Source organism: Aequorivita sp. IT1282 (genome assembly GCF_058068205.1).
Map to the genome: position 1 here is coordinate 653320 of NZ_JBYRHR010000002.1, position 26720 is coordinate 680039.

Genomic DNA, 26720 nt, shown 5'->3' on the forward strand with positions numbered 1-26720 from the left:
TTATGAACGTACCAACAAATTTAAAATACACTAAAGACCACGAATGGATTAAAGTTGAAGGCGATGTCGCAACTATCGGTATCACCGATTTTGCTCAAAGCGAGCTAGGCGATATAGTTTATGTGGAAGTAGAAACCGTAGGAGACACTATGGATAAAGACGAAGTGTTTGGAACAGTAGAAGCTGTAAAAACAGTTTCCGACTTGTTTTTGCCGCTTACAGGTGAAATAATTGAATTCAATGAAAACCTAGAGTCTGAGCCCGAAAAGGTGAATTCTGACGCTTACGGAGAAGGTTGGATGATTAAAATGAAGATTTCAAACCCAGATGAAATAGCAGAATTACTTGATGATGCCGCTTATAAAACGCTTATTGGCGGATAAACCGTTACTGTTAATAGCACTATTTTATACTATAACAATTACCGGTCTATTTTTTGTTTCGGGTCAAGATTTGCCTAAAACCCAAATTTATGAAGCAGATAAATTAATACATCTGCTCATTTATTTTATTCTTGTTAACCTTTGGTTGCTCTATTTTTATGTTAAGAATAGCTTTCGGTTCGAAAATAGATGGATTTTAATACTACTGCTTTCGGTATTGCTATATGGCATAATAATTGAGATATCTCAAGAGCTGTTCACAAATTCACGCAGTGCAGATATTTTAGATGTTGCAGCAAATTTATTAGGCGCAACACTCGGTATCTTTTTTTTCAAAAGCATAAAACAAAAATTAAATTTTTAAAATTTTAATTAAGTTTTATATTGAACGATAATTTCTATATTTTAGCAACTAGTTAAACCCACTATTATGGAACCCAAAAAAAATCCAAAATCAGACGTAGGCCGTAGAAGCATGATGTTTTTTCAGCTTGGTATGGTCGTAATGCTTTTTCTTGCATGGCAAGCAATTGAATGGAAATCTTATGACAAGTCTGATAACGACTACGGAAAACTTGACGTAGGTGACGAACTTGAAGAAGAAATTCCAGTAACACAACAATTAACACCACCACCACCACCACCACCACCACCGCCAGCGCCAGAAATTATTGACGTTATTGAAGACGAAGCTGAGGAGGAAGAAACTATCATAGAATCTACGGAAGCGAAACAAGATGAAAAAATTGTAGAGGTAAAAGAGATTAAAGAAGAGGTAGTAGAGGAAGAAATTGCTGATGTACCTTTTGCAGTAATTGAAAATGTTCCTGTATATCCTGGTTGTGAAGGAGAAAAATCTAACGATGCTAAGAAGAAATGTATGTCTTCTAAGATTAGTGAATTCATTAATAAGAAATTTAACTCTAACCTTGCATCAGATCTAGGTTTGGAAGGAAGACAGCGTATTGCAGTTCAATTCAAAATTGATAGAAACGGAAAAGTTGTAGATGTACGTGCTCGTGCACCACACCCAAGACTTGAAAAAGAAGCAATGGACGTGGTAAATTCACTTCCTAATATGACGCCTGGAAAGCAAAGAGGAAAACCAGTTGGGGTTCTTTATTCACTTCCTATAATTTTCGATATTCAGTAAATAAAATATTTAAATTTTAAAAGCCCTGTCTTTACTAGTAAAGACAGGGCTTTTTGCATTTTGGCACAACAGTTGATATTTATATAAGTGTAACCCTTTAAAACACCTAATTATGAAAACAACTGTAGAGAGTACCAGAAACAAAAGAGTAGAAAAAAAGCAGACTAACATAAAATGGAACTCACGTTTGTTTTTTCAAATTGGGGTTATTGCCAGTATGCTACTTGTCTTTTTTGTACTGCAAACTGATTTCGAAATAAATAAAAAAACGGCAGAACGTTATATTCCAACAACCGTGGAAGAGCCAGCTATGATTAATTATGTTTTGGATATTGAAAAACCCAAAATTATTGAGCCAGCAAAGAAGGTGATACAGAAGCAAGTTCCGATTCAAAAAGTAGTTAAAAGCTCAGTTTTTATTGTAGCGCCAGATAGTGCTAAAGTTATTGAAACTCCAATAGCCGCAACCGATGCTCCTTTAGTTGAAGTGCCAGCGGGGCCTAAACAAACCGTGGAAGAACCCGCCTCAAATATTACTAGATCTGTATTAAATGTTGAATTTGTGCCTGTGTTTCCTGGTTGTGAAAGTTTAGCGACAAACAACGAGAAGATTGAGTGTATGTCTTCAAAAATTAATTCTTTTATAAATAAAAATTTCAGAAAAGAGTATTTAGAGAGTTTAAGTCCAAATGAAACCCACAGAATTTATGTGAATTTCAAAATTGATTCCAATGGATTTATTACAGACGTAGTTGCCAATTCACATAACGCTAATTTAAAGAAGGAAGCACAGCGTGTTGTAAATAATCTTCCAAAAATGAAACCCGGAAAACAGGGCGATAAAAATGTAGATGTAATGTATACCGTACCTATTGCTTTTCAAATTCATTAAGATATTTTATATATATATTAAAAGCTCCCACAGAAAATGGGAGCTTTTTTTGAATCTGCTCATTATAAAAAAACTGTATCTTTCGACTTTAAACGAGCATTACCCAATGAAACAGCTTTTCTTTCTTTTTATACTTTGTTTTTCAATAGTTTCTTTCGCACAAATTCCATCTGCGCAGTACGAGAAATATCCTGTTTTTGAGGAATGTGAAACGGCCGAAGTTGCTGCTTTGGAAAATTGTTTCACAACTACCTTGCAACAATTCATTTTTGAAAATTTTCAAGTTCCCGAGAAGGTGTTTGCGCAAAATTATAAAGGGAATGTAAATGTGCTTTTTGAAGTTACTAAGGAAGGAAAATTCAAAGTGCTTTATACAGATGCCATTTATGATGAACTAAAAATAGAGGCAGTCCGTGTTTTTGAATCGCTCCCAGAAGTATCTCCCGCAACTTATAATGGCAGTCCGGCCTATGTTCAATTTACGCTTCCCATTGCTATCCCTTTAGTGGCTCCGGGCGAAAGTATTATTCAGACCACGCCAATAACCGTAAACAACGAAAGGGCAGGCTTAACCGAAGAGTACGACGAAATGGTGAACCTGCCTTATAGCAATGAAGAGTACGGTAGTAATATCAATATTCCATTGTCGCACCATAATTATAGTTTGTTCGATCCTGCGCTGAATCGTGTAGGTTTAAACAATCACACTGCACAGAAACCATACGTCTATTCAGATGTAAATAAATACTATGATTTTGAGGCCGCAAATAAAGAAATTTCCAAAAGTGGCACTTCGTGGTTTAGCCGCAAATTATGGGATGAACATTTTGTTACTATAAAAGGAAAAGATTATTGGATAACCTTAGATCCAGGAGTTGATTTACAATTAGGAAGAGATATTGATGCAGATTTAAATACCTATAACAATACGAGGCTGGTTTATGCACAAGGTGGTATTGGAGATAAAATTGGCTTCTTCGGGGTTATTTATGAAAGCCAAGGTCGTTTTGCAGATTATTTTAATCGCTATGCAGAGTCTATTCGTCCCGATGGTGGTAATCCAGCAATTATTCCTGGTCGTGGTATTGCAAAGGAATATAGAACGAACTCTTACGATTACCCAATTACTACTGGGCATATTTCGTATACACCTTCAAAATATTTCAATATTCAATTAGGGCATGGTAATACCTTTTTAGGGGACGGGTATCGTTCATTATTAATGAGCGACAATGCGAGCTCGTATCCATTTTTTAAATTAAACACCACATTTTGGAAGCTTAAATATACCAACACTTGGATGTCCCTTCGTGATGTACGCCCGGAAGTTACTGCAGATGGCTCCTTTCGCACCAAATTTGTGGCAAATCATTATCTGAGTTATAATATTACAAAAAGATTGAATATTGGCTTATTTGAATCTGTAGTTTGGGAGAATGATAATAATCGAGGTTTTGATATGAATTACCTAAACCCGATTATTTTCTATCAGGCTATTCAATTTTCAACTGGGTCTCGTGGTGGAAATGCGCTAATCGGGCTCACCTCAAAATACAAGGTGAATGATAAAGTTAACCTTTATGGGCAACTTATAATTGATGAATTTTCAGCCAGCGACGTTGTTGGAGGGGAAGGAAGCTATAAAAACAAGACTGGATTTCAACTTGGAGTTAAATATTACGATGCCTTCAAAATTAAAAATTTATATCTGCAAGCCGAATATAATCGTGTGCGTCCATACACTTACTCGCACAACACCGTGGTGCTAAATTATGGTCACAACAATCAATCTTTAGCCCATACGCTTGGCGCCAATTTTTCAGAATTTATTGCAATAGCACGCTACCAAAGAGGAAGAATTTATGGCGATGCCAAATTTATTGTTGCAAAACGAGGCTTCGAATTTAATACTGCGGAAGATTCTTTCTTCTACGGAGGAGATATTTATGGAACGGAAGATGACCGTATTTCAGATAATGGCAATGAATTGGGACAAGGAAATACAACAAATTTTTTCCATGCTGAATTACAGACGGGATATATAATAAACCCTGCCACAAATTTAAAAATTTATGGCAGTTTTATATTTAGAGATTTCAATCCAGAAGTTGACACTAAAACGGTCTTTGAAAACCAAACCACGTGGGTGAATTTTGGTGTGCGAACAGATTTATTTAACTGGTATTACGATTTTTAAGAAGTTATTCTTTCTGTTTTTCTTCTCTTTCCTTTTGCATTTGCTCATACTTTTTTAAAGCTTCTTTGTTCGTCGCTTCCATCTCTTCTATAGGCCCACGTTCTTTAGCTACTTCACTATATAACATTTTTACAAAAGCTTCGGTTTTAATAAAACCTGAGCCATAACCTCGATCGTCATAGGTTTTGGTGAGTTCCGTCATACTTAAAACTTCAGCCTCAGTTTTTTGCTTTATGTATTCAGTTTTTACACGTTGGTAAAGCGTTGTAAGCATATTTATAGTCAGCTTTAAATCTTCATAAGTTGCTAAATTACCGTGTCCGGGAATTATTTTAGTATCCTCATTAATAATTTTTAAAGCCATTTCAAGTGCGGTAATGCAACCTTTTAGGCTTCCTCCGTTTTCGGTATCGATATAAGGATATTTTCCGTTGAAGAGAACATCGCCAGTATGTAACACGTTACTATCTGGAAAGTAAACCATGGCGTCCCCATCTGTATGTGCATTATGTACGTGAAAGGCATATATTCTTTCACCATTAAAATGAAATGTTAGGTCTTCTTTAAAAGTAACTACGGGAAGAATGTCTTCAGAAATCTTTTTTGAATCGGTTTTTATCATTTTATGTAGCCGATCGCGTACATTTTCTTGAGAAAAAATAATCGTTCCTGATTCTGCCAACGCTGCATTTCCGCCGGTATGGTCGCCGTGAAAATGTGTGTTAATCAAAAACCGAATTGGTTTGTTGCTTACTTTTTTAATGTCTTTTTGAATTTGTTCAATATCCTCGGCATACTGGTCATCAATCATAAAAATGCCGTCGTTGCCAAAGCTTAGCCCAATATTGCCACCGTTGCCTTGAAGCATATAGACCTTATTGGTTATTTTTATAAGCTTTGTATTGTTTTTTTCTCCAGTATCGCTTTGAGCATATGTAGTTAAAACGAATAATAAGAAGATGGTGTTGAAGGTAATTTTTGCGAACATATTTGTTTAGTTTGAAATATTGGATTAAAATACTACAATTGCTGAAATAAACGCAGAAGATTGTTGATTATATATTGCGGAGAAAATACAGTAGACGTATCTTTGCACCGTTTAAAAAGAAGAACTTGTCTGTTACTAATACAAAGTCAATCACTCCGTCCTTAATTGGTAATTTTACCGAAATTACCAAACTTCGGCTTTCCGTTAGCGTTGTATTTTCTTCTGTAGCAGGATATCTTTTAGGGGCAGACTCCATAGATTTTTATATTCTCTTTCTATTATGTGTAGGTGGTTACTGTATGGTAGGCGCCTCAAATGTTTTCAATCAGATAATTGAAAAAGACTTGGACGCACTAATGGACCGTACCAAAAACAGACCGCTACCCGCTGGACAGATGACTGTTCAATCGGCATTTATACTGGCTAGTGTATTAACTGTTATCGGTATTGCTGTTTTATATTCAATAAACCCAATAACGGCAATGTTTGGTGCCATTTCAATTTTTATGTATGTAAGCCTTTACACGCCTTTAAAAACAAAAACGCCTCTTTCGGTTTTTGTGGGAGCTTTTCCAGGAGCAATTCCGTTTATGTTGGGGTGGGTTGCAGCTACAGGTGAATTTGGTATTGAACCCGGAACCGTGTTTATGATTCAGTTTTTTTGGCAATTCCCACATTTCTGGGCTATTGGCTGGTTTCTATTTGAAGATTATAAAAAGGCAGGATTTTTTATGCTCCCGAATGGAAAGCGAGATAAAGGAACGGCGATACAAATTATTTTATATTCAATATGGACGGTGCTAGTTTCTTTAGTTCCTGTTTTAGGAATAACGGGGAAACTTTATTTAACCCCTGTTTCTGGAGCTTTAATAGGGTTGTTGGGCATAGGGTTGTTGTATTATGCAATTAGACTTTATAAAGAAAAAACGTCAGTCGCCGCAAAGCAGCTTATGCTTGCAAGCGTTAGCTATATTACTTTGCTACAAATTATTTATGTAGTAGATAAATTTTTAAGATAACCGAAACACTATTGGTTTCGGAGAATATATAAGAAATAAATAAAATGGATTTAACCCAAGGAAGTCAAGATCTGAAAATTAACAGAGCAAAAAAGAATATGCTTTGGTTCGGCCTTATTAGCTTAACAATGAGTTTTGCTGGACTAACAAGTGCGTATGTGGTAAGTAAAGAGCGACCAGATTGGGTGACCGATTTTAAAATACCGCCAGCTTTTTACATAAGTCTTGCACTTATAGTAATAAGTAGTGCGACGGTACATTTTGCGCTAAAGGCAATCAAAAAAGAACAGAACGTTCTTGGATTGTCCCTTTTAGTTTCAACCTTTATTTTAGGAATATTATTTGTTATCTTTCAATTTGTAGGATTTGCAGAAATTATTCAAGATGGTTATAATTTTACAGGACCTACAAGTAGTATTACTACATCGTTTATCTATTTGGTGGTGCTATTGCACGTTGCTCACGTTTTTGCAGGGCTAATATCGCTTTTGGTTGTAATTTATAATCAGTATAAACAAAAATATAAAAACGGTAAAACCCTTGGCGTTGAACTAGCTGCAACTTTTTGGCATTTTGTAGATATTGTATGGATTTACCTGTTTTTATTTTTATATTTCGTTAAATAAAAATTAAACGTATTTTTGAACCTTTATTTAAAACCAAACTCTTTTTATGGAAGCAACTGTTGTAAAAACAGGTACCGAAGGAAAAACCTGGGGCGGCGGAAACGATCCCCTGAAGGCCAATTATGGCAAATTGATGATGTGGTTTTTCATCGTTTCCGATTCATTGACATTCGCAGGTTTTTTGGCCTCTTATGGAATGTCTCGATTCAAATTTGTTGACGCTTGGCCTATTGCCGATGAAGTCTTTACACACTTTCCTTTTCTGCACGGCGTAGAGGCACCCATGTACTATGTGGCCTTTATGACCTTCATTCTTATTTTCTCATCTGTAACCATGGTATTAGCTGTGGATGCCGGTCATAAAATGCAGCAGAAGAAAGTAATTTTCTATATGTTTTTAACCATTATTGGTGGTTTCATTTTCTTGGGTTCTCAAGCCTGGGAATGGAATACCTTTATTAAAGGTGATTTTGGTGCAGTTGAAACCCACGGTGGGCAGATACTTCAGTTTTTAGATAAAGAAGGTGAACGCGTAGCGCTTGCTGATTTTGCAGCTGAAAACAATGGACTAAGAGTAGAACAAACTAAAGAGAAAGGAATCTGGTACAAGCAGGATTTAGCTTATCAACCAAGTGTTTCATTCGAACAAGTAAAAGAAGGATTTTTGGCAAACGACAATCTTTTACTGAGAATACCAAACAAAGGTGAAGACGGGCAGCATATTGTTCTGTCTAGAGAAGAGTCTATTGCAAAACTTGTGAATGATGGTAATATGGTTGTGGAAGGAGCAAATCTTCGCCATAATGAATATGGGCATCCACTGTTTGCAGACTTTTTCTTCTTTATAACAGGATTTCACGGGTTTCACGTAACAATCGGGGTATTATTAAACTGTATTATCTTTTTCAATGTAATAATAGGAACATACGAACGCCGCGGCCATTACGATATGGTTGAAAAGGTTGGACTATACTGGCACTTTGTGGATTTAGTATGGGTATTTGTATTTACATTCTTTTATCTTGTATAATAGATATTTCAATATTTAAAAAATGGCACACGAGCAAGCACATAAATTAGCAATCTTTAGAGGAACTCTAAAGTTTAAATCTAACGTTCACAAAATCTGGGGCGTATTTGTAGTACTTTCTGTTGTTACTATAATTGAAGTAGCATTGGGTATTATTAGACCAGAAATTTTGGCAGATACTAAGTTTTTATCATTAAACTTACTTAACTGGATATTCATATTACTTACAATCTTTAAAGCCTACTACATTACTTGGGACTTTATGCACATGCGTGATGAAACTCCAGCCTTGCGTAGAGCAGCGGTTTGGACAACCATATTCCTTATTGCATATTTGGTGTTGTTGCTTCTTATTGAAGGAGATTATATTCACGAAGTTTATAAAAACGGATTTATAAAGTTTAACTTCTAAGTTGAAAAACAGATTTATATTAAAGCCCTCTTTGTGAGGGCTTTTTTTATGATTCAAATTTCTAAATTTAACATCCAAAACATTGCTCAAGGGGGTTTTACCCTGTATTTTTGCCAGACTACTTTTACCCTATTTTAAGTAGTGAAAAATTGTAACAATGAAGAAATATTTGGTTCTCGGCATCCTATTTTTACTGCCTATTACAGTCTATGTTTTTTTTGCTTCTGGAAAAAATAACTTCGCTACCTTACCTGTACTCACCACTTCTGTTACTGAACTTCAAAATTTTAAAACGCTCGACGGCGGTTCTGTACAACTCGAAAATCGTATTACAGTTTTGGGTTTCTTCGGAAATGATTTGGAGGCACATCGCGCCTATGCCTACAACTTAGCGCATAAAATCTACACAAAAAACCATCAGTTTAACGAATTTCAATTTGTTATTTTACTTCCCGAAGGCACAGAGGAGCAGGCTAGAAACATTGAAGAAAAACTGAAGCAGATAGCACCCACAGATTCTTGGTTCTTCGCTTTTGGTTCAGCTGAAAATATTAAAATGGTTTTCGAATCATTAAAATCAAACATAAGTTTGGATGCCAATTTATCTACGCCCTACGTTTTTATAATCGATAAAGAGCGCAGTCTTCGTGGTCGCGACGATGACGACGACGAAGGTGTAATGTATGGTTTCGATTCGAGTACCATTGCAGAGATAAACAATAAAATGAGCGACGACGTAAAAGTGCTTTTGGCAGAATACAGAAGAGCTTTAAAAAAATACGATTCCAACAGAGAAATTTAATACGTTCAAAACCTTAAGAACTCAATAGGAAGAGTAATAAGCAATAACATTAAAAATTATATAAAATATTCATCGTGAAAAAGAACTATTCATACATAGGAATCTCATTCATTATTTTAGTTTTTGGAATTTGGGTAGTGCCAAAAATTATAAATAAAATTTCAGGTCCAGAACTTGCAACAATTGGTGAAGTGCCCCAATTTAGCTTTACCGATCAAAACGGTAAAACCATTACAAATGCCGACTACAAAGACAAGGTTTATGTTGTAGAATTCTTTTTTACAACTTGTCCGTCCATTTGCCCAATTATGACAGAAAGCATGCTAAAAATTCAAAACGAGTTTTTAGGAAATCCAAACATGGCAATCGCTTCATTTTCTATCGATCCAGAATACGATACTTCAGCTATCTTAAAAGAATATGCTCAAAACAAAGGCATAACCAAGCCTCAATGGCATCTATTAACTGGTGAAAAGGAGAAAATATTTAAGCTAGCAAATGAAGGTTTCAATCTTTACGTAGGCGAGACTCCTGAAGTAGATGGTGGTTTTGAACATTCTGGCTTTTTTGCACTTATTGATCAAAATGGCAAAATTCGCTCTAGGATAGATGAAAACGAAAACCCTATTATTTATTACGACGGGCTAGAGGACAAAGCAGTTAAAATGCTAAAAGAAGATATTAAAAAACTTTTATAACGAATGGAATCAACCACTCAAAAACCTAGAAATTACAATGTATGGATATGGATACTGTCCATCGCTATACCTTTAGCTGTAGCAGTGTTGTTTACCGTAAAAATTCCAGGAGTGGAGCGATTGGGTTTTTTACCGCCAATATATGCGAGCATTAATGCACTTACCGCAATTATTTTGATAGTCGCGGTTATTCAAATAAAGAAAGGAAATAGAAAACTGCACGAGCGCCTAATGAAAACGGCTATTATATTATCAGCTTTATTTTTGATAATGTACGTGGCTTATCATATGACCTCAGATTCAACCCCTTTTGGCGGTGAAGGTTTTATAAAATATGTGTATTATTTTATTCTTTTAACCCATATTTCGCTTTCCATTATCGTTATTCCTTTTGTATTAGTAACTTTTGCTAGAGGTATTTCGGGTCAGTTTTATAAACATAGAAAAATTGCGCGAATCACGTTCCCGCTTTGGTTGTATGTAGCCGTTACAGGCGTTATTGTTTACTTAATGATTTCGCCATATTATATTTAAGAATAGGAGATAGAAGAACGTAAAAAGATACTAATTAATATTATTTTTCATCTTTAGTTTTTTGCAGAAATAAATTTATAATGAATACTAAAACCCTTCTCATAGTATTAGTTGCTTGTCTCTTAATCGCAATTCCCGCTGAAGCTCAGTGCGCCATGTGTCGTGCGGTTTTAGAAAGTGAAGAAGGCGGGCAAACCGCAAAAGGCATCAATAACGGAATCGTGTATCTTATGATTTTCCCTTATCTACTTATTGCCGCCATCGGATATGCCATTTATAGAAGTCGAAAAAAGGCCCGCGCAGAAAAAACACTGTAGTTTATCGAAAGATATTGTAACACTTTCGAGCTGTTGGAGTCTTATACCTGACTGCAATCACTTTCGATTTTAAGTCTTAACATGAATTTCACATTTGCGAGGCATTTCCCTTGTAATTTGCAAATCAATAATTTTTAGGATGATAGAAATAAAAGACCTTCACAAATCGTATCACATGGGCAAAAACTCGCTTCATGTTTTAAAAGGAATAAACTTCTCGGTTGCTGAAGGTGAAATGGTTTCCATTATGGGTTCTTCCGGATCTGGAAAATCCACTTTGCTAAATATCTTGGGTATTCTTGATGAAGCAGATGAAGGAACTTACACTCTTGACGGAACATTAATTAAAAACTTGAATGAAAAAGTTGCAGCCCGCTATCGCAATAAATTTCTTGGTTTCATCTTTCAGTCTTTTAACCTCATAAACTACAAATCTGCTTTAGAAAATGTTGCTATGCCGCTTTATTATCAAGGGGTAAAACGCAATATTCGTACTGAAAGAGCAATGCATTATCTAGAAAAAGTTGGCTTGGCAGATTGGGCTTCACATTTACCAAACGAACTTTCTGGTGGACAAAAACAACGTGTGGCAATTGCCCGCGCCTTAGCTAGTGATCCAAAAGTTTTACTTGCAGATGAACCTACAGGAGCGCTAGACACCAAAACTTCTTATGAAGTTATGGAACTAATACAAGGCATTAACGACGAGGGAAAAACAATCTTAATTGTTACTCACGAAGACGATATTGCGCATATGACCAAAAGAATCGTAAACCTAAAAGATGGGTTAATTATTGACGACTCTGTTGTAAAACAGGTACGAGCAAAAAGCGAGGTTTATGTTTAGTATTGAACGCTGGCAGGAAATTTTTGAAGCAATCCGCAAAAACAAACTTCGGACTTTTTTAACGGGTCTTTCCGTGGCATCTGGTATTTTTATATTGGTTATTCTTTTAGCCATCGGGCAAGGGATGTCTAACGGCGTTTCAAAACAATTCGAAAATGATGCTGCAAACCGCATTAGCGTTTGGACAAATGTTACTTCCATAGAATATAAAGGGATGAATCCCGGCCGCATAATAGAAATGGACAACCGCGATTATGATATGGCGGTTAATAAAAACGAAGATATAATTGAACTTAAATCTGGAGTTTTCAGTAGATGGGGGCAATTAACTACTTATAAAAAAGAAAGCGGAAGTTATAGAGTAGAAGGCGTTCGTGCCGATTATCAATTTCTTGAAAACGCAACTTTAGTTGAAGGAAGATACATAAATCAGAACGATCTTAATTCATTTGAAAAAAACGCAATTATAGGAAACCAAGTTTATCTGGATTTATTTGGTGGAAAAAATGCAATGGGTGAATATATAGACGTTGCAGGAATACAGTTTAAGGTTGTGGGAGTTTATTCAGACCCAGGTGGAGAGCGCGAAGAAACCCGCATTTTTATCCCATTAACCACAGCACAACGCGTTTACAATGCTGGCGATAAACTTAGATCGCTTGCTTTCACAATTGAACAGCACGACAATTACATCGATGCATTGGCTGCTTCGGAAGCCTTTTCTGCAGGTTTAGAAGCAGATTTAAAAGCCAAGCACACTATATCGCCAGATGATACCAGAGCGGTAAATGTGAACAATACTTTGGAAAATGCAAAACGCTTTTACGATCTCAATAAAATGATAACTTGGTTCTTTTGGGGCGTTGGTATCTGTACTATCATTGCTGGCGTAGTTGGAGTAAGTAATATTATGCTAATTATCGTAAAAGAGCGCACTAAAGAAATTGGTGTCCGGAAAGCAATTGGCGCTGAGCCTTGGTCCATCATTGGAATGATACTTCACGAATCTATTTTTGTTACCGCAATCGCAGGTTTTATGGGCTTAATATTTAGTCTCATCCTATTGCAATTAGTAGGACCATTTATTGAAACAGATTATATCAGAAACCCTTCAGTAGACTTTTCAGTTGCAATTACAACGGTTATTATACTTGTGGTTGCTGGAGCTGTTGCTGGTTTTTTCCCCGCCTATAGAGCCGCAAATATTAAACCCATAGAAGCTTTACGCGATGAGTAAATTATTTAGTAGAGACAGTTGGGCCGAAATTATTGAAGCTCTTAGCAGCAATTGGTTTAGAACCGTAATGACTGCTTTTGGAGTGCTTTGGGGTATTTTTATATTGGTGATTTTACTCGCAGCCGGCAACGGTTTAGAAAACGGAATTAAACAAGGTTTTAACGGCATGGCCACTAATTCTATGTTTATGTGGACGCAGACCGCTTCGCAACCTTATAAAGGATTACCAAAGGGTCGCCGTTATAATTTCAAAACGAGCGATATTGATGCTTTAAAACAAAATGTACAAGGCTTACGCTTCGTTTCACCCAGAAATCAATTAGGAGGTTTTCGCGGAAGTAATAACGTGGTACGTGGTCTTCAAACTGGTGCTTTTAATGTTTATGGCGATTATCCCGAAATTATTGAGCAGCAGCCCATGGATATTACTTCGGGACGGTTTATTAGCTATTCCGATATAAATGAAAAACGAAAAGTTGCAATAATCGGGAGCGGGGTTCAAAGTGCGTTATACGATCCCGGTGAAGAAGTTATAGGCTCTTATATTAAAATTAATGGCGTTAATTTTATGGTCATTGGCACCTATAAAAAGAAAGGAAATAATGGCGATCCCGAAGAAATGCAAAAGGAAATTTATGTGCCTTTTACATCGTTTTCACAAGCATTTAATATGGGCGACATTGTAGGTTGGATGGCAATTACCGCTCAAGATGGTTATTCAATTACAGAATTGAAATCGCAAGTTTTTGACGTTATAAAAACACGTCACACTATAAACCCGAACGACGATCGCGCCATTGGAAATTTTGATCTCTATCAAGAATACAGCAAAATATCTGGCCTATTTACGGCACTTAATTTTGTGGCCTATTTCGTAGGTATTTTAGTGTTGCTTTCAGGAATTATTGGCATTAGTAACATAATGCTAATTGTAGTAAAAGAACGCACTAAAGAAATCGGTATTCGCCGAGCTTTAGGTGCTACGCCGGGAAGCATTCGCTCACAAATACTGTTAGAATCTATTTTCTTAACCATCGTTTCTGGGATGGCAGGAATTGTATTGGCATCTGCGGTACTTTGGCTTGTAAATTATCAACTCAGCGGAATGGACACCAGCGAAATGATGTTTATAAACCCTTCGGTTAACATTGGCGTTGTATTTATAGCATTAACTATTTTGATTGTTTCAGGTCTTTTGGCAGGGTTAATTCCCGCGCAGAATGCCATAAAAATAAAACCTGTTGAAGCATTAAGGACAGAATAAATTAAGTGGTAATGAAATTAATAAGCGATCCAAAAGTTGTGGCAGTTTTTGAAAATTATCCCGAACAAGTGAAGGAACAAATGCTTCAGCTTCGCGAATTGGTTTTAAAAACGGCATCTGAGATCGATGAACTTAAAGAACTGGAGGAAACTCTCAAATGGAGTGAACCGAGTTATTTAACAAAATATGGAAGCACCATTCGAATGGATTGGAAGTTGAAAAACCCAGATCAGTTTGCAATCTACTTTAAATGTACATCCAAGCTGGTTACTACATTTAGAACAATTTATAAAGACAAATTCAATTTTGAAGACAATCGGGCTATCGTTTTCAAATTAAAAGAAAAAATACCAGTGAAAGAATTACAGCACTGTATAACATTAGCGCTAACATATCATAAGGTTAAGCATTTGCCATTGTTGGGCACATAAATGAACCTGAAAAAATCATCAATTAAAGACCAAAATTTCAACAATCAACAAAATGAAAAAAACTAAAACCATAATCATCCTTGCATCCATTGCGATTCTATTTACAGTTTCTATGTATTGGCTCTATTCAAAAAATATAGAAGACCCTATTATTTATGAAACTGAAAAACCAACAATGGGTACAGTTGTTAAAAAAACTGTGGCAACAGGAAGCATTGTTCCGAAGGAAGAAGTGCTTATAAAACCAAACATTTCAGGAATTATTGACGAGATTTTTGTAGTAGCAGGTGAAATTGTAAAAGCTGGAGACCTAATTGCGAAAGTAAAAGTGGTGCCAAATGTTTCCTCTTTAAACAGCGCCAAAAGCAACATAAACAGCGTACGCACCCAAGTTGAAACCGCGCGTCTTGCTTTCGAAAACCAAAAGAACATTTATAACCGCCAGAAACAATTGTTTGAGAAAGGCGTAATTTCTGCCAATGAATTTGACAACGCACAATTGTCTTACGATCAAAGCGAGCAAAGATTAAAGCAAGAAAGAGTTGGCTTAACCGCTGCTAGTCAAAATTACGATATCGTAAAAACAGGAACTACAAGTGGAATGGGTTCTTCTGCAAATACGGAAATTCGTGCAACAGTTTCAGGAATGGTACTAGATGTACCTGTAAAAACTGGAAATCAAGTAATTGAGTCGAATAATTTCAACGATGGAACTACAATTGCTACTTTGGCCGATGTAGACAAAATGATTTTTGAAGGAAAAGTTGATGAAAGCGAAGTGGGGAAAATTAAAGAAGGTCTTCCGTTAGAGATTACTGTGGGCGCACTTCCTGAAAAAACTTTCAATGCCCAACTAGATTATATCGCTCCAAAGGGAATAGACGAAAATGGCGCAATTCAGTTTGAAATAAAGGGAACGATGAAAAATCTAGACACAACTTCAACTTTTATTCGTGCAGGACTTAGTGCCAACGCTTCTATTATTTTGGCAAAAGCAGAAAATGTGTTGACCATAAAAGAAGCTTTAGTTCAGTTTGATCCAAAAACACAGAAACCTTTTGTTGAGGTAATGGTTGGCGATCAAAAATTTGAGCGAAGAGATATAGAATTAGGCGTGAGCGACGGAATAGATGTTGAGGTAAAGAGCGGAGTTTCCAAAGATGACGACATTAAAGTTTGGAACATATTAAAACCAGCGCCAGTAACGGGTGGTCGTGGCTAAACGTCCTTTTTAGAATATAAATCAGTTCAATTTAAAATTATAATTTCATAAATTTTGTAACGCATTAGCATTGCAAAAGACTTATTCATCAATAGATAAACTTATGAAGAAGATAGCAATCCCTTTCTTTTTTTTGATACTCAGTATTTCACTCTCAGCCCAAACCAAACAATGGACTTTGCAGGAATGTGTGAATCATGCACTTGAAAATAATATTTCGGTAAAACAGAGCGAGCTAGAATTAGAGAGCAGCGAAATAGATAAACTAGAAGCAATTGGTAATTTTCTACCTACAGTAAACGGTAGCGCTAGTGCATCAAAAAATACAGGTTTAGGTTTAAACCCTACAAATAATCAACTTGAGAATACTACTTTTGGATCTGCTTCGGGCTCTATTAACGTAGGGCTTAAACTTTTTGATGGACTTAGAAATGTGCGCCAATTGCAACGTTCTAAGCTAACAAAATTAGCAGCTCAGTATCGTTTAGACAAAATGAAAGATGATATTGCACTTACCGTAGCAAATTCATATTTACAAGTTTTGCTGAATAAAGCAAATTTAGAAGTTGCAAATTCTCAAAACAGAGTAACGCTCGAACAATTAGATAGAACCAATAATCTTGTGGACGCTGGAGTGCTTCCCCGAGGCGATCTTTTAGAGATTAAAGCTACTGATGCAAGCGAAAAACAACGTATGGCCGTAGCAGAAAATACTGTCACGATTTCTTTAATAAGCCTTGCGCAACTTTTATTGATTAAAGACTATACAAATTTTGATATTGCTGACGAGGAGTACAAAATTATCGATGGAGGCATTGCAGATAAAGATGTTTCAGAAATAATTGAAAGCGCAAAAGAAACGCGTTCCGAAGTAAAGATTGCTCAAAAAAGTGTAGACTTGGCTGAGAAAGATTTGCAAATTTCGCGCGGTAGCTATTACCCAACACTTTCAGCATTTTTTGGTTACAATACACGTTATGCAGATAACGACCCATTACAAACCGATTTTGTTGACCAGCTTTACTTAAACGATGGTATTGGTTATGGTTTACAACTTAATGTTCCTATTTTTAATGGTTTTGCCGTTAGAAGTAATGTAAAGCGAAGTAAGATAAATTTAAAAAATACGGAGTATCAATTAGAGCAAACAAGGTTAGATTTAGAATCTAGTGTATACCAAGCCTATGTAGATGCTAATGGTGCGCTTAAAGCGTATGAATCTGCAACCGTTGCGCTTGAATCGCAAGAGCTAGCATATCAATATGCAAAAGATCGTTTTGATGTTGGGTTAACCAATGCATTCGACTTTAGTCAATCAAAATTACGCTACGATAATTCTTTAATTGAAGAGAACAGAACTAAATTTGAATATATTTTCAAATTGAAAGTTTTGGAATTGTATTTTGGAGTTCCAGCTAGCGAATTAAAATTTTAAGTATGAAGAAAAAAACTATCATTTGGATTGTTGTAGTTGTTGTGTTGCTTATAGTTGTTCTTCTTGTTGGAAAGAAAGCAGGTTGGTTCGGTAATACAGGCGATTTTAAAGAAGTTGAAATCACCCAGATTTCGCCCATCAATATAGTTGAAACCGTTGCCGCAACAGGAAAAATTCAACCCGAAGTAGAAGTTGCGCTTTCTTCTGAAGTTTCAGGAGAAATTATTGAACTTCCCGTTAAAGAAGGCCAAACTGTACAAAAAGGCGATCTTTTGGTTAAAATAAACCCAGATTTAATTCAGGCTGCGGTAAGTCAATCGCAAGCAGGTTTGCAGAATGTTCGCGCTCAGTTAACACAGGCCCAAGCGAGCGAAAAGAATGCCCAACTTAATTTTGATCGCAACAAATCACTATTTGAGAAAGGCGTTATTTCTAAAGCTGAATGGGACAAATCGGTAACCGATTATGATATGGCGAAAGCAAACTCAAAAGCGGCATTTTACAACGTTCAAAGTGCTTCAGCAAATGTTAAGCAGTCTGTAGATAATCTTTCTCGTACCACCATTTATGCGCCTATGAGTGGAACTATTTCAAAGCTGTCGGTTGAATTAGGCGAGCGAGTAGTGGGAACAGCCCAAATGGCAGGAACCGAAATTGTTCGCGTGGCAAACCTTCAAAATATGGAAGTAGTAGTTGACGTAAACGAAAATGATATTGTAAAAGTTTCTGTGGGCGATTCAACAATTGTTGAGGTAGATGCGTATTTAAAACGTGAATTTCGAGGGGTAGTTAGTGAAATTGCAAATAGTGCAGAAAGTGCATTAACTGCAGATCAAGTAACAAACTTTAAAGTGAAAGTTCGAATTCTTCCAGATTCTTATAAAACCTTAACTGAAGGAAAACCTGAAAGCTATTCACCTTTTAGACCTGGAATGACAGCTACTGTAGATATAATTACCACTACAAAGAAGAATGTAATTGGTGTGCCTATTAGTGCAATTGTTATAAAAACAGATACCACAGATTCAAAGAAACTGTATACCAGTCAAACAACAACTACAAGCGACGAAAAGTTTGAGGCGGTTTATGTTAAAGTAGGTGAAGAAGCAAAATTACGCGTTGTAAAAACAGGTATACAAGACGATTCTAATATTGAAATAATAACAGGCTTAAAAGAGGGCGAAACCGTTATTATTGGGCCTTATAACACAGTTACCAAATCGTTGAAACAAGGTGATAAGGTCGAGGTTATTGATCCCAAAGCGGAAAAAAAGGAAAAATAATGGCTGTAATTTTATGTCTTGAAACTGCTACTACCAATTGTTCGGTTGCTGTTTCTGTTGGGGGTGAGGTAAAAGCGATTCGCGAAGAAAACAATCAAAAATATTCACACGCTGAAAAGCTTCATGTTTTCATTGAAGAGGTTTTAGCAGAAGCTAAAATTGATAAAAATCAATTAGATGCTATTGCAGTTAGTAAAGGTCCGGGTTCTTATACTGGGCTTAGAATTGGCGTATCTGCAGCCAAGGGATTGTGCTTTGCTTTAGATATTCCGTTACTGTCAATTTCAACGCTAGAGATTCTTGCACGACAGGTTGATCATAAAGATTGCTACATTATCCCGCTGCTCGATGCTCGAAGAATGGAAGTGTATTCAGCAGTTTTTAATGCTGAAAAAAAACAAATTAGAGAAACCAGAGCTGAAATAGTAAACGAGAATTCATTTAGTGACTATTTAGAAGAATCTAAAACCATTTTCCTTGGCGATGGTTCAAACAAGTTTGAAGAATTGTGTACTAATAAAAACGCAGTTTTTCTTGACAATAATTTTCCGTCATCAGCCGGTATGGCAAGTTTGGCCGAGGCCAAATACAAAATAAGCGACACAGAAAATGTCGCTTATTTTGAGCCTTTTTATTTAAAGGAATTTATGTTGGGTTAGCGTCACTGCTTTATAATATTGAATCGAAGTAGCTAATCGCTTTTATTAAATCTGCTTCTTTGTCTAAATCTATATTATTGTCTTTAATATAACTTTTCATCTCGCTTTTTTTACGATCCATCATTTTAAGAATTTTAGACTTACCATTTGGCATTTCTAAGAATGATCCATTTTGAACCAAATAATAGGTAACAGTTTTTGGGAATGCTGGCGGAGAATCTCTTTGATAGCTAGTTTTAGCTTTCTGTGGCTCTCTATAAACAGCTTTCGTCTTCTTGTAAAGATCGTATGTTTTTCCATCGCTAAGTACGTTAAAATAGCCGCCTTTTTCGTTGCTGCCATCTAATGGAACAAAAACATAAATGTCTCTAAATATTTTTACGAATATATCTGGTGACTTTGTTAAAGCGCCATAACTTACATCAGACACATTTTTTTTGATTTCAATTTCATCTGCAAAAGCGTTATATCGCATCGGAACATCATCTTGTACAAGCTGATCTCCTTGAAATATTTTCCCCTGAACAAAATTGGGATTGGCATAAGCCTCGTCTTTTATTGATTCAAATTGTGCTTCTGTAAGTCCGAAAGCCAATGATTTTTGATTAAGATCTATGGTTCTATCATAAATATTATAATTGGTATTGGTACGTTGCGCAATTGCCGGAACTAAAAGCATAACAGCAAGCGAGGTTAAAATTATTTTTTTCATATTTGAATTTTTAATGATTGATATAAAAATAGGCTATATTTCTACAAACATAACAATTTATTTCTGTAGTGTTTCCAAATTAAAATGGTGTACATCGCGTTGTGGGTAAGGTATAGAAATATCAGCAGCTTCAAGCCTTGCTTTTCCTTCTTCTAAAATTAGCCATCGCAGGTTCCAAAAGTCTTCATTCTTCGCCCAATAACGCAGTGTAAGGTTAACCGAGCTATCACCCAATTCAGCAACGGCAGCCATCGGCATTTTGTCTGTAATCTTTAAAACTGTTTCTTGCTCATTCACCAAAGCTAAAAGAATTTCTTTTGCTTGTTTTATATTGTCATCGTAACTAATACCAAAGGTTAAGTTTTCGCGTCTTATCCCTTCTATAGTATAATTAATAATATTATCGTTACTCAATTGTCCATTCGGAATTATAGCAAGTTGGTTTCCAAAAGTGATTACGCTAGTATTGAAAATTGAAATCTCTTTTACGGTTCCATCTACACCTTGGGCGCTTATAAAATCGCCTACTTTAAACGGTTTTATTAACAGGATTAAAATACCTCCCGCAAAATTGGCGAGCGAACCTTGTAATGCTAAACCAATTGCCAATCCTGCCGCACCAATAATTGCAACTAGCGAAGTAGATTCTACGCCTAGTTGCGTAATAACCAAAACAAAAAGGATGATTTTTAAACCCCAATTTATAAGACTCGCAATAAAATTTTCGAGCGTTGGATCGTATTCTTTTTTGTCGAAAAACTTTTTTGTGTACCGATTTATTACTTTAATAATCCAAAAGCCAATCAGTAACATTACAACTGCTCCAATCGCACTCGGTAAAAAATCGAGTAACTTTTGGCCATACTTTTCAAGGTAAATATCTAAGTCTTGAAATTTTTCCATAAAAATTTATTCTTTTTTGTTTAATGATTTAATTGCAATTTTTGTGTCTGTAACGGGTAGTTTGCAAGCATTGTTCTCGCAAACATAAATAAGGGTTTCATCGGGCACATATCTATTTTCAAAAAGTGGGCCATCTTTTTCGCCTGTACTTCCGGCAATAATTATGTTCGGAAGATAATTTGTATTTAGTTCTTTTATTATTTCTGGTGCATTAGCGCCTACAACAACAACTTCATAAAAACTACTTTTGAAGTTTAGCATCAAGTCCATCCAATTAGAAAAACCACTTGGATATTGTTTTATTTCTTCGGAAACGTTTTTCAGCATTTGATGCGAAATTTCATCAAAATTGGTTTCTTCAAAATATTTTGAAAGCAGAAAAAGATTCTTAGCCATTGCAGAATTTGAAGCGGGAATTACATTGTCGCGATAATCAAAGTTTCGGGTAACAATGGCCGGATCATTTTTTGAAGTGAAATAAAACATGTGTTTTTCCGAATCGAAAAAGTTAGCAATTGTATAATCAGCCATTTTCTTGGAAAGGTCGAGCCATTTATCGTCCAAGGTTATTTGATATAAGTCTACAAATGCTTCAATTGTAAAAGCATAATCCTCTAAAAAACCGTTGATGTTGCTTTTGCCATCTTTATAATTGTGAAATAACACCCCGTCTTTCCGAAGTTGATTTTTAGAGATAAAAGCTGCGTTTTTTAAAGCTGCATCTAAGTATTCTTTTTTGCCGAAAGCTTTATACGCATCCACATATCCTTTTAGCATCAATGCATTCCAAGAAGTTAGGGTTTTGTCGTCCAATCTTGGTTTGTCCCTTTTGTTGCGATAGGTGAGAAGTGTTTCTTTCCGATTATTCTTTTTCTGTTGAAATGCTTCAGAAGTAAGCCCGAATTCTTTTTCAATTTCTGCATCCGTCTTTTTGCGAATCAGGACATAGTGGTTGTTTTCCCACTTTCCGTAACTGTTTACATTGTAATATTCCTTAAAAATATTGAAATCATCTTTTAGCTGCTCCTGCAATTCTTCCGAAGTAAAAACGTAGAATGCACCTTCTTCCAGCTTGCCATTTTCATCTTTACTATCTGCGTCCAGCGACGAATAAAAACCGCCTTCTTTGTTAGTTAAATCGAGCGCTATAAACTGCAAAGTTTCCGCAACTACTTCTTTGTAAAGTGGGTTTTTGGTTACCAAATATGCGTTACTGTAAAGGCTAACAAGTTGCGCATTGTCGTAAAGCATTTTTTCAAAATGAGGTACGTGCCATTTTTCGTCTGTACTATAGCGGGAAAATCCGCCGCCAATCTGGTCGTAAAGGCCGCCATAAGCCATTTTGTCTAAAGTTAGCGTTACAAAATTTAGTAGCTCGGCGTCATTTTTTTCAATGGCTTGCCGTAGCAAAAATTCAAGATTGTTCGGCATCATAAATTTTGGTGCACCTTGAAAACCGCCATTTTTCGTGTCGAATTTCCGCGACCAATCCGCTACAATATTTTCAAGTGGAAAATCTTTAAAAATAATCTCATCCGTATTTAAATGGATTAGATCCATGCTTTTAATTCCTTCTTCTAATCGGTTTGCGTAGGCGATCAATTTTTCAGGCTCGTTGGTATAAACTTCCTGTATTTGTTCCAAGGCATTTATCCAATCATTTTTCCTGAAATAGGTTCCGCCCCAAACGGGTCTTCCGTCGGGGAGTGTAACAACATTTAAAGGCCAACCGGCGCTTCCCGTCATTAATTGAACAGCATTTATGTAAGTTTGATCTACATCGGGTCTTTCTTCGCGATCTACTTTTACCGAAATAAAACTCTTGTTCATTACAGCGGCTACAGTGCTATCTTCAAAACTTTCGTGCTCCATTACGTGGCACCAGTGGCAAGCAGCATAGCCAACGCTTATAATCATTAGCTTTTTTTCTTTTTTTGCTTTTTGCAATGTAGCTTCGTTCCAAGCGTTCCAATTAACTGGATTGTGTGCGTGCTGAAGTAAATAAGGGCTTGTTTCCTTTATTAAATCGTTTGTATAGCTTTGTGTTTCCAAGGTTTTTTTAGTTGAAGAATTACAGCCAAGTAGAATTAGTGAGGCTAAAAGTGTAAATAGTAGTCGCATAACGGGATTTCAGAAAAACAAAAATACGCTTTTGGAATTTCAAAAGCGTATTCCGTTAAGGTCTTTAGATTATTAATTCACTTCAAAAGTGATTTTTACATTTACGCGAAATTTGGTAATGTTGTCACCGCCCTCAACCACGCAACTTTGTTCGTTTACATAAACGGAGCGAATGTTTTTCACGCTTTTTGATGCTTCTTTAACTGCATTTCTAGTGGCGTCTTCCCAACTTTTGTCTGAACTTGCCAGAACTTCAATAACTTTTAATACTGCCATATTTTTGGTTTTAAGTTAAAAATAGTGAAACTTCAAAATACAAATATTAAGCCCTAATTTTCTGAAAATTAAGTTAAAAGGTAATGATTTCTAACGCTATAAGGTGAGGTTATCCATTTATAGCTTCCACGCTATTTATTTTACCGTGGAGCATTTCTTTCAACATAGTTTCTATTCCGTTTTTTAAAGTTATTGTTGAAGAAGGGCAGCCACTACAAGCACCTTGTAAAATAACTTTTACTGTTTTAGTTTCTTCGTTGAAAGAATCAAAACGAATATTTCCACCATCGCGTGCTACGGCAGGTTTTACGTATTCATCTAAAATAGAAATTATTTCCTTTTCAAAGTCTGTGTGATTCTCCGAAAAATTTTCAGAAGTATTATTTGTAGATGAAATATTTGCATCGGTAGTGGTTGCATTTAATATTTCATCATTCAATATTGTTTTTCCATCTTCAATAAATTTGCGGATAAAATCGCGCAATTCCATTGAAATTTCCTGCCATTCGGAAATGTTGTATTTCATCACCGAAACATAATTTTCGCTAATAAAAACTTCTTTTACAAAAGGGAAATTAAACAATGCCATTGCCAAGGGCGAATGAGTGGCATCGTCGATGTTTTTAAATTCAAAAACTCCAGTTGCTAAAGATTTATTAGCCACAAATTTCATTACTGAAGGATTGGGGGTGCTTTCTGCATAAATGGTTATGGCAACTTTTTTGGGAGTGTCTTGTTCGGCAATTACAGATTTTCCTTCATTTAGGTACTCTAAAATGGATTCGGACACTTCTTCTTGTACTTCTTCCCATGCAATTATGTCATATTTCTCGATTGCGATGAAATTCTGCGAAATATATACCGTTTTTACAAATGGAAGATAAAAAAGTTGCTGCGCCAAAGGGCTCGGTTTTGCTTCATCTATATTTTTGAATTCGTAGCTACTGGAGCGGGTTAAGAGCGAGTTAGCAACGAATTTTATAATATTCGGATTGGACGTTTTTGAAATATCTATGTTAAATTGAGGCATTAAGATGTTTTTTTTGCGAAAATATAAAAAGAAAAACAATGTATTCAATATATTTGGCACTGTAATACCAAGTTTTATGAAAAAATTAATACTTTTCTTAGCCTTACTTTTTCCACTTTTTATTTTTTCACAGGCCGTAACATTATTTCAGCAATTTAATGGTAGGTATGATTTTACAGCAGTAGGTAATACGCTGAACTCACAGCCAAATTTTAATGGGTATTGCGGACAGATGCTACAGAGTAGTGCTAGTTTATCTTTATCGCCTGGACAGACTTTTGTTTCAGCTCATTTATACTGGGGGTCTATAGGTACAGGAGATTTTGATGTTTCTATGAATGGAACACCCATTAGCGCCCAGCGTATTTTTAGCCATACTTTTAATGGTAATCCATACTTTTCGGCCTATTCAGATGTTACCGCTCTTGTAGGTGCAACAGGAAATGGCACTTATACGTTTGCAGACATGGACGTACAAGCCTTGCTTCCTGGCTATTGCGGTACTAACTTTGGTGGATGGGCAATTTACGTAATATACGAAGACCCTTCGCTTTTGCTAAATCAAATCAGTCTTTTTGATGGTTTAGAAAGTGTATCAGCAAATAATAATAACCTCAGTATTACATTAACTAACATAGATGTAAGTTCGGATGTACTTTCGAAAATAGGGTTTTTAGCTTGGGAAGGAGAACAGGAAATCGCCAATGGAGAAAGTCTTTTTATTAATGGAACATTAATTTCTAATGCTTTAAATCCTGCAAATAACGCATTCAACGGAACAAATTCTTATGTCGGGGCTCCCGGAAATGTCCAGAACTACAATATGGATTTGGACTTTTACAATTTATCAGGAATTGTGGCTGCTGGTGATACTAGTATCCTCATTGAATTAGAGTCTCATCAGGATTTTATAATGGTGAATAATATTATTACCAGTGTAAACTCAGAACTTCCCGATGCTACTATTGAAATTGATGACTTGGGTGTGCTTTGTGAGAATAATAACTTGGATGTAGAATACACAGTTTATAACGTCAATAGTACGAATGAATTACCGGCAAATACACCAATTGCATTTTATGCAGATGCAACACTTATTGGGCAAACCACAACAACAACTATTATTCCTATTGGTGGTTCTGAAAGTGGTACTATAACTTTAAATATTCCAATTGCCACTCCCAACAATTTTAACTTGAGAGCAGTAATTGATGATATAGGAAACGGAACTGGTATTGTATCTGAAACGGATGAAACAAACAACGAAGATATTTACCCAGTTGATTTAAGTACAGCAGGTATTCTTCTTAATCCAGGTCCAGCTTGTTTGGGTAGGCCAGTTATTTTAGATTCAGGTGTTACCGATCCTCCATTTAATATTCAGTGGTTTAGAAATAACATTGCTATTCCCGGTGCTACAAATCCAACATTGGTAGTTACTGCAGATGGTATTTATAGAGTGGAAGCAGTAGATGGTATTTGTAGTGTAGATAGTAATTCTGTTGTAATTACATTTAGACCCCAGCCCGTTGCAAATACTCCGGTAAATCTTTACCAATGCGATGATGGCACGACAGCGGGAGTTTTCAATTTAACAGACAACGACGCAAATATTTTGGGTGCTCAGGACCCTGCGCAGTTCACGATAAAATATTACCAAAGTTTCCAAGACAGTTTTGATGACACCAATGAGATCCTTGGCGGTGTGCATATTATTGTACCCCCATCGCCACAATCTATTTATGCACGCATCGAGGATAATAGTGGAAGCTGTTTTGATTTAACTGATTTTAAAATTTACTTCAGCCGTGCTATCGCTGGGTTGGTTCCAGCCACCGCAAGCTATTGCGATGCTGATGGTGATGGCGGCGAGTTTGTGGATCTAGCAGTGGAGTTCAACTCTTTGGTACTTGATGGCGAGCCATCTTCCAGATATTTCATTACCTATCATGGCAGCCAGGTGGATGCAGACAACGATGCCAACCCATTGCCAAACCCTTATTATGTTTCGGCTCCTGGAGAGACCGTCTATATTCGTTTAGAAAACCGAAACGATGACCGTTGTTTTGATAGCAGTCGTAGTATCGATTTGATTATAGATACCCCACCAACAGTTAACACGGTTCCCGGAAACCTTATTGAGTGCGATGTAAACAACGACGGCTTTGCTGCTTTTGACCTTACCCAGCAGGATTTGGTGATTACTATGGGCGATCCTACCTTAACGGTTACTTACCACGGAACGATGC

Annotated in this window: 28 protein-coding genes; 22 read left to right on the top strand and 6 right to left on the bottom strand. The window is 36.2% G+C overall.

What is annotated here, in order from left to right; all coding sequences use genetic code 11:
- Positions 1–2: 2 nt before the first annotated feature.
- From gcvH to AC3RVG_RS06770, 5 genes are all read left to right on the top strand, one after another.
- Entirely contained in the window at positions 3–383 is a 381-nt protein-coding gene (gcvH, locus tag AC3RVG_RS06750; protein WP_489690674.1) for a glycine cleavage system protein GcvH, read from the top strand.
- Positions 349–747, top strand: coding sequence for a VanZ family protein (locus tag AC3RVG_RS06755; protein ID WP_489690675.1), 399 nt, complete (start codon positions 349–351; stop codon positions 745–747). Before gcvH ends, AC3RVG_RS06755 begins: the two co-directional genes overlap by 35 nt.
- A 66-nt stretch (positions 748–813) precedes the next feature.
- Positions 814–1536, top strand: a complete 723-nt coding sequence (locus AC3RVG_RS06760) for an energy transducer TonB (RefSeq protein ID WP_489690676.1) — start codon at positions 814–816, stop codon at positions 1534–1536.
- Positions 1537–1648: 112 nt separating this feature from the next.
- Positions 1649–2428, top strand: a complete 780-nt coding sequence (locus AC3RVG_RS06765; protein WP_489690677.1) for an energy transducer TonB — start codon at positions 1649–1651, stop codon at positions 2426–2428.
- 106 nt (positions 2429–2534) lie between these two features.
- On the top strand, positions 2535–4625 hold the full coding sequence (locus AC3RVG_RS06770; protein WP_489690678.1) for a gliding motility protein RemB: 2091 nt from the start codon (positions 2535–2537) through the stop codon (positions 4623–4625).
- 4 nt (positions 4626–4629) lie between these two features.
- On the opposite strand, the gene AC3RVG_RS06775 is transcribed toward AC3RVG_RS06770, so the two are convergent.
- Complete coding sequence (locus AC3RVG_RS06775; RefSeq protein WP_489690679.1) at positions 4630–5613, bottom strand: MBL fold metallo-hydrolase; 984 nt, start codon at positions 5611–5613, stop codon at positions 4630–4632.
- Between the two features lie 125 nt (positions 5614–5738).
- Between AC3RVG_RS06775 and cyoE the strand changes: the two genes are divergently transcribed.
- From cyoE to tsaB, 16 genes are all read left to right on the top strand, one after another.
- Positions 5739–6632 carry a heme o synthase gene (gene cyoE, locus AC3RVG_RS06780; RefSeq protein WP_489690680.1) on the top strand — a complete coding sequence of 298 codons (894 nt, stop codon included), beginning with the start codon at positions 5739–5741 and terminating at the stop codon, positions 6630–6632.
- Positions 6633–6676: 44 nt separating this feature from the next.
- Positions 6677–7258, top strand: a complete 582-nt coding sequence (locus AC3RVG_RS06785) for a cytochrome c oxidase subunit 3 (protein WP_489690681.1) — start codon at positions 6677–6679, stop codon at positions 7256–7258.
- 46 nt (positions 7259–7304) lie between these two features.
- Positions 7305–8288, top strand: a complete 984-nt coding sequence (locus AC3RVG_RS06790; protein ID WP_489690682.1) for a cytochrome c oxidase subunit 3 — start codon at positions 7305–7307, stop codon at positions 8286–8288.
- Between the two features lie 22 nt (positions 8289–8310).
- Positions 8311–8700 carry a cytochrome C oxidase subunit IV family protein gene (locus AC3RVG_RS06795; RefSeq protein ID WP_489690683.1) on the top strand — a complete coding sequence of 130 codons (390 nt, stop codon included), beginning with the start codon at positions 8311–8313 and terminating at the stop codon, positions 8698–8700.
- Between the two features lie 157 nt (positions 8701–8857).
- A complete protein-coding gene (locus AC3RVG_RS06800) occupies positions 8858–9502 on the top strand; it encodes a hypothetical protein (RefSeq protein ID WP_489690684.1) in 645 nt (214 codons plus the stop codon).
- Between the two features lie 74 nt (positions 9503–9576).
- On the top strand, positions 9577–10200 hold the full coding sequence (locus AC3RVG_RS06805; protein WP_489690685.1) for an SCO family protein: 624 nt from the start codon (positions 9577–9579) through the stop codon (positions 10198–10200).
- A 3-nt stretch (positions 10201–10203) separates the two neighbouring features.
- Positions 10204–10734 (top strand): DUF420 domain-containing protein, encoded by a 531-nt coding sequence (locus AC3RVG_RS06810; protein ID WP_489690686.1) that lies wholly within the window; start codon positions 10204–10206, stop codon positions 10732–10734.
- An 80-nt stretch (positions 10735–10814) separates the two neighbouring features.
- Entirely contained in the window at positions 10815–11051 is a 237-nt protein-coding gene (locus AC3RVG_RS06815; RefSeq protein WP_489690687.1) for a hypothetical protein, read from the top strand.
- A 139-nt stretch (positions 11052–11190) separates the two neighbouring features.
- Positions 11191–11898, top strand: a complete 708-nt coding sequence (locus tag AC3RVG_RS06820; RefSeq protein WP_489690688.1) for an ABC transporter ATP-binding protein — start codon at positions 11191–11193, stop codon at positions 11896–11898.
- Positions 11891–13135, top strand: a complete 1245-nt coding sequence (locus AC3RVG_RS06825) for an ABC transporter permease (RefSeq protein WP_489690689.1) — start codon at positions 11891–11893, stop codon at positions 13133–13135. Before AC3RVG_RS06820 ends, AC3RVG_RS06825 begins: the two co-directional genes overlap by 8 nt.
- Positions 13128–14399 (top strand): ABC transporter permease, encoded by a 1272-nt coding sequence (locus AC3RVG_RS06830; RefSeq protein ID WP_489690690.1) that lies wholly within the window; start codon positions 13128–13130, stop codon positions 14397–14399. Before AC3RVG_RS06825 ends, AC3RVG_RS06830 begins: the two co-directional genes overlap by 8 nt.
- A gap of 11 nt (positions 14400–14410) precedes the next feature.
- On the top strand, positions 14411–14830 hold the full coding sequence (locus AC3RVG_RS06835; RefSeq protein ID WP_489690691.1) for a DUF1801 domain-containing protein: 420 nt from the start codon (positions 14411–14413) through the stop codon (positions 14828–14830).
- A gap of 52 nt (positions 14831–14882) precedes the next feature.
- Positions 14883–16052 carry an efflux RND transporter periplasmic adaptor subunit gene (locus AC3RVG_RS06840; RefSeq protein ID WP_489690692.1) on the top strand — a complete coding sequence of 390 codons (1170 nt, stop codon included), beginning with the start codon at positions 14883–14885 and terminating at the stop codon, positions 16050–16052.
- Between the two features lie 103 nt (positions 16053–16155).
- On the top strand, positions 16156–17487 hold the full coding sequence (locus AC3RVG_RS06845) for a TolC family protein (protein WP_489690693.1): 1332 nt from the start codon (positions 16156–16158) through the stop codon (positions 17485–17487).
- 2 nt (positions 17488–17489) lie between these two features.
- A complete protein-coding gene (locus tag AC3RVG_RS06850; protein WP_489690694.1) occupies positions 17490–18770 on the top strand; it encodes an efflux RND transporter periplasmic adaptor subunit in 1281 nt (426 codons plus the stop codon).
- Entirely contained in the window at positions 18770–19429 is a 660-nt protein-coding gene (gene tsaB / locus AC3RVG_RS06855) for a tRNA (adenosine(37)-N6)-threonylcarbamoyltransferase complex dimerization subunit type 1 TsaB (RefSeq protein ID WP_489690695.1), read from the top strand. Before AC3RVG_RS06850 ends, tsaB begins: the two co-directional genes overlap by 1 nt.
- Before the next feature lie 10 nt (positions 19430–19439).
- On the opposite strand, the gene AC3RVG_RS06860 is transcribed toward tsaB, so the two are convergent.
- From AC3RVG_RS06860 to AC3RVG_RS06880, 5 genes are all read right to left on the bottom strand, one after another.
- Positions 19440–20141, bottom strand: coding sequence for a hypothetical protein (locus AC3RVG_RS06860; protein ID WP_489690696.1), 702 nt, complete (start codon positions 20139–20141; stop codon positions 19440–19442).
- A gap of 57 nt (positions 20142–20198) precedes the next feature.
- Positions 20199–21044 carry a mechanosensitive ion channel family protein gene (locus AC3RVG_RS06865; protein ID WP_489690697.1) on the bottom strand — a complete coding sequence of 282 codons (846 nt, stop codon included), beginning with the start codon at positions 21042–21044 and terminating at the stop codon, positions 20199–20201.
- Between the two features lie 6 nt (positions 21045–21050).
- Positions 21051–23165, bottom strand: coding sequence for a thioredoxin domain-containing protein (locus AC3RVG_RS06870; RefSeq protein WP_489690698.1), 2115 nt, complete (start codon positions 23163–23165; stop codon positions 21051–21053).
- Between the two features lie 72 nt (positions 23166–23237).
- Positions 23238–23441 carry a dodecin family protein gene (locus AC3RVG_RS06875; RefSeq protein ID WP_489690699.1) on the bottom strand — a complete coding sequence of 68 codons (204 nt, stop codon included), beginning with the start codon at positions 23439–23441 and terminating at the stop codon, positions 23238–23240.
- Between the two features lie 109 nt (positions 23442–23550).
- A complete protein-coding gene (locus AC3RVG_RS06880) occupies positions 23551–24471 on the bottom strand; it encodes a NifU family protein (RefSeq protein WP_489690700.1) in 921 nt (306 codons plus the stop codon).
- Positions 24472–24547: 76 nt separating this feature from the next.
- Between AC3RVG_RS06880 and AC3RVG_RS06885 the strand changes: the two genes are divergently transcribed.
- A partial coding sequence (locus tag AC3RVG_RS06885; RefSeq protein ID WP_489690701.1) for a CARDB domain-containing protein occupies positions 24548–26720 on the top strand: 2173 nt, incomplete at its 3' end.

Coding starts and splice junctions, on each gene's coding strand:
- AC3RVG_RS06800 (WP_489690684.1), top strand. CDS start 8,858: ATGAAGAAATATTTGGTTCTCGGCATCCTATTTTTACTGCCTATTACA.
- AC3RVG_RS06810 (WP_489690686.1), top strand. CDS start 10,204: ATGGAATCAACCACTCAAAAACCTAGAAATTACAATGTATGGATATGG.
- AC3RVG_RS06880 (WP_489690700.1), bottom strand. CDS start 24,471: ATGCCTCAATTTAACATAGATATTTCAAAAACGTCCAATCCGAATATT.
- AC3RVG_RS06820 (WP_489690688.1), top strand. CDS start 11,191: ATGATAGAAATAAAAGACCTTCACAAATCGTATCACATGGGCAAAAAC.
- AC3RVG_RS06790 (WP_489690682.1), top strand. CDS start 7,305: ATGGAAGCAACTGTTGTAAAAACAGGTACCGAAGGAAAAACCTGGGGC.
- AC3RVG_RS06775 (WP_489690679.1), bottom strand. CDS start 5,613: ATGTTCGCAAAAATTACCTTCAACACCATCTTCTTATTATTCGTTTTA.
- AC3RVG_RS06835 (WP_489690691.1), top strand. CDS start 14,411: ATGAAATTAATAAGCGATCCAAAAGTTGTGGCAGTTTTTGAAAATTAT.
- AC3RVG_RS06840 (WP_489690692.1), top strand. CDS start 14,883: ATGAAAAAAACTAAAACCATAATCATCCTTGCATCCATTGCGATTCTA.
- AC3RVG_RS06785 (WP_489690681.1), top strand. CDS start 6,677: ATGGATTTAACCCAAGGAAGTCAAGATCTGAAAATTAACAGAGCAAAA.
- AC3RVG_RS06795 (WP_489690683.1), top strand. CDS start 8,311: ATGGCACACGAGCAAGCACATAAATTAGCAATCTTTAGAGGAACTCTA.
- AC3RVG_RS06770 (WP_489690678.1), top strand. CDS start 2,535: ATGAAACAGCTTTTCTTTCTTTTTATACTTTGTTTTTCAATAGTTTCT.
- AC3RVG_RS06825 (WP_489690689.1), top strand. CDS start 11,891: ATGTTTAGTATTGAACGCTGGCAGGAAATTTTTGAAGCAATCCGCAAA.
- AC3RVG_RS06870 (WP_489690698.1), bottom strand. CDS start 23,165: ATGCGACTACTATTTACACTTTTAGCCTCACTAATTCTACTTGGCTGT.
- tsaB (WP_489690695.1), top strand. CDS start 18,770: ATGGCTGTAATTTTATGTCTTGAAACTGCTACTACCAATTGTTCGGTT.
- AC3RVG_RS06765 (WP_489690677.1), top strand. CDS start 1,649: ATGAAAACAACTGTAGAGAGTACCAGAAACAAAAGAGTAGAAAAAAAG.
- AC3RVG_RS06865 (WP_489690697.1), bottom strand. CDS start 21,044: ATGGAAAAATTTCAAGACTTAGATATTTACCTTGAAAAGTATGGCCAA.
- gcvH (WP_489690674.1), top strand. CDS start 3: ATGAACGTACCAACAAATTTAAAATACACTAAAGACCACGAATGGATT.
- AC3RVG_RS06815 (WP_489690687.1), top strand. CDS start 10,815: ATGAATACTAAAACCCTTCTCATAGTATTAGTTGCTTGTCTCTTAATC.
- AC3RVG_RS06860 (WP_489690696.1), bottom strand. CDS start 20,141: ATGAAAAAAATAATTTTAACCTCGCTTGCTGTTATGCTTTTAGTTCCG.
- AC3RVG_RS06845 (WP_489690693.1), top strand. CDS start 16,156: ATGAAGAAGATAGCAATCCCTTTCTTTTTTTTGATACTCAGTATTTCA.
- AC3RVG_RS06830 (WP_489690690.1), top strand. CDS start 13,128: ATGAGTAAATTATTTAGTAGAGACAGTTGGGCCGAAATTATTGAAGCT.
- AC3RVG_RS06755 (WP_489690675.1), top strand. CDS start 349: ATGATGCCGCTTATAAAACGCTTATTGGCGGATAAACCGTTACTGTTA.
- AC3RVG_RS06875 (WP_489690699.1), bottom strand. CDS start 23,441: ATGGCAGTATTAAAAGTTATTGAAGTTCTGGCAAGTTCAGACAAAAGT.
- AC3RVG_RS06760 (WP_489690676.1), top strand. CDS start 814: ATGGAACCCAAAAAAAATCCAAAATCAGACGTAGGCCGTAGAAGCATG.
- AC3RVG_RS06850 (WP_489690694.1), top strand. CDS start 17,490: ATGAAGAAAAAAACTATCATTTGGATTGTTGTAGTTGTTGTGTTGCTT.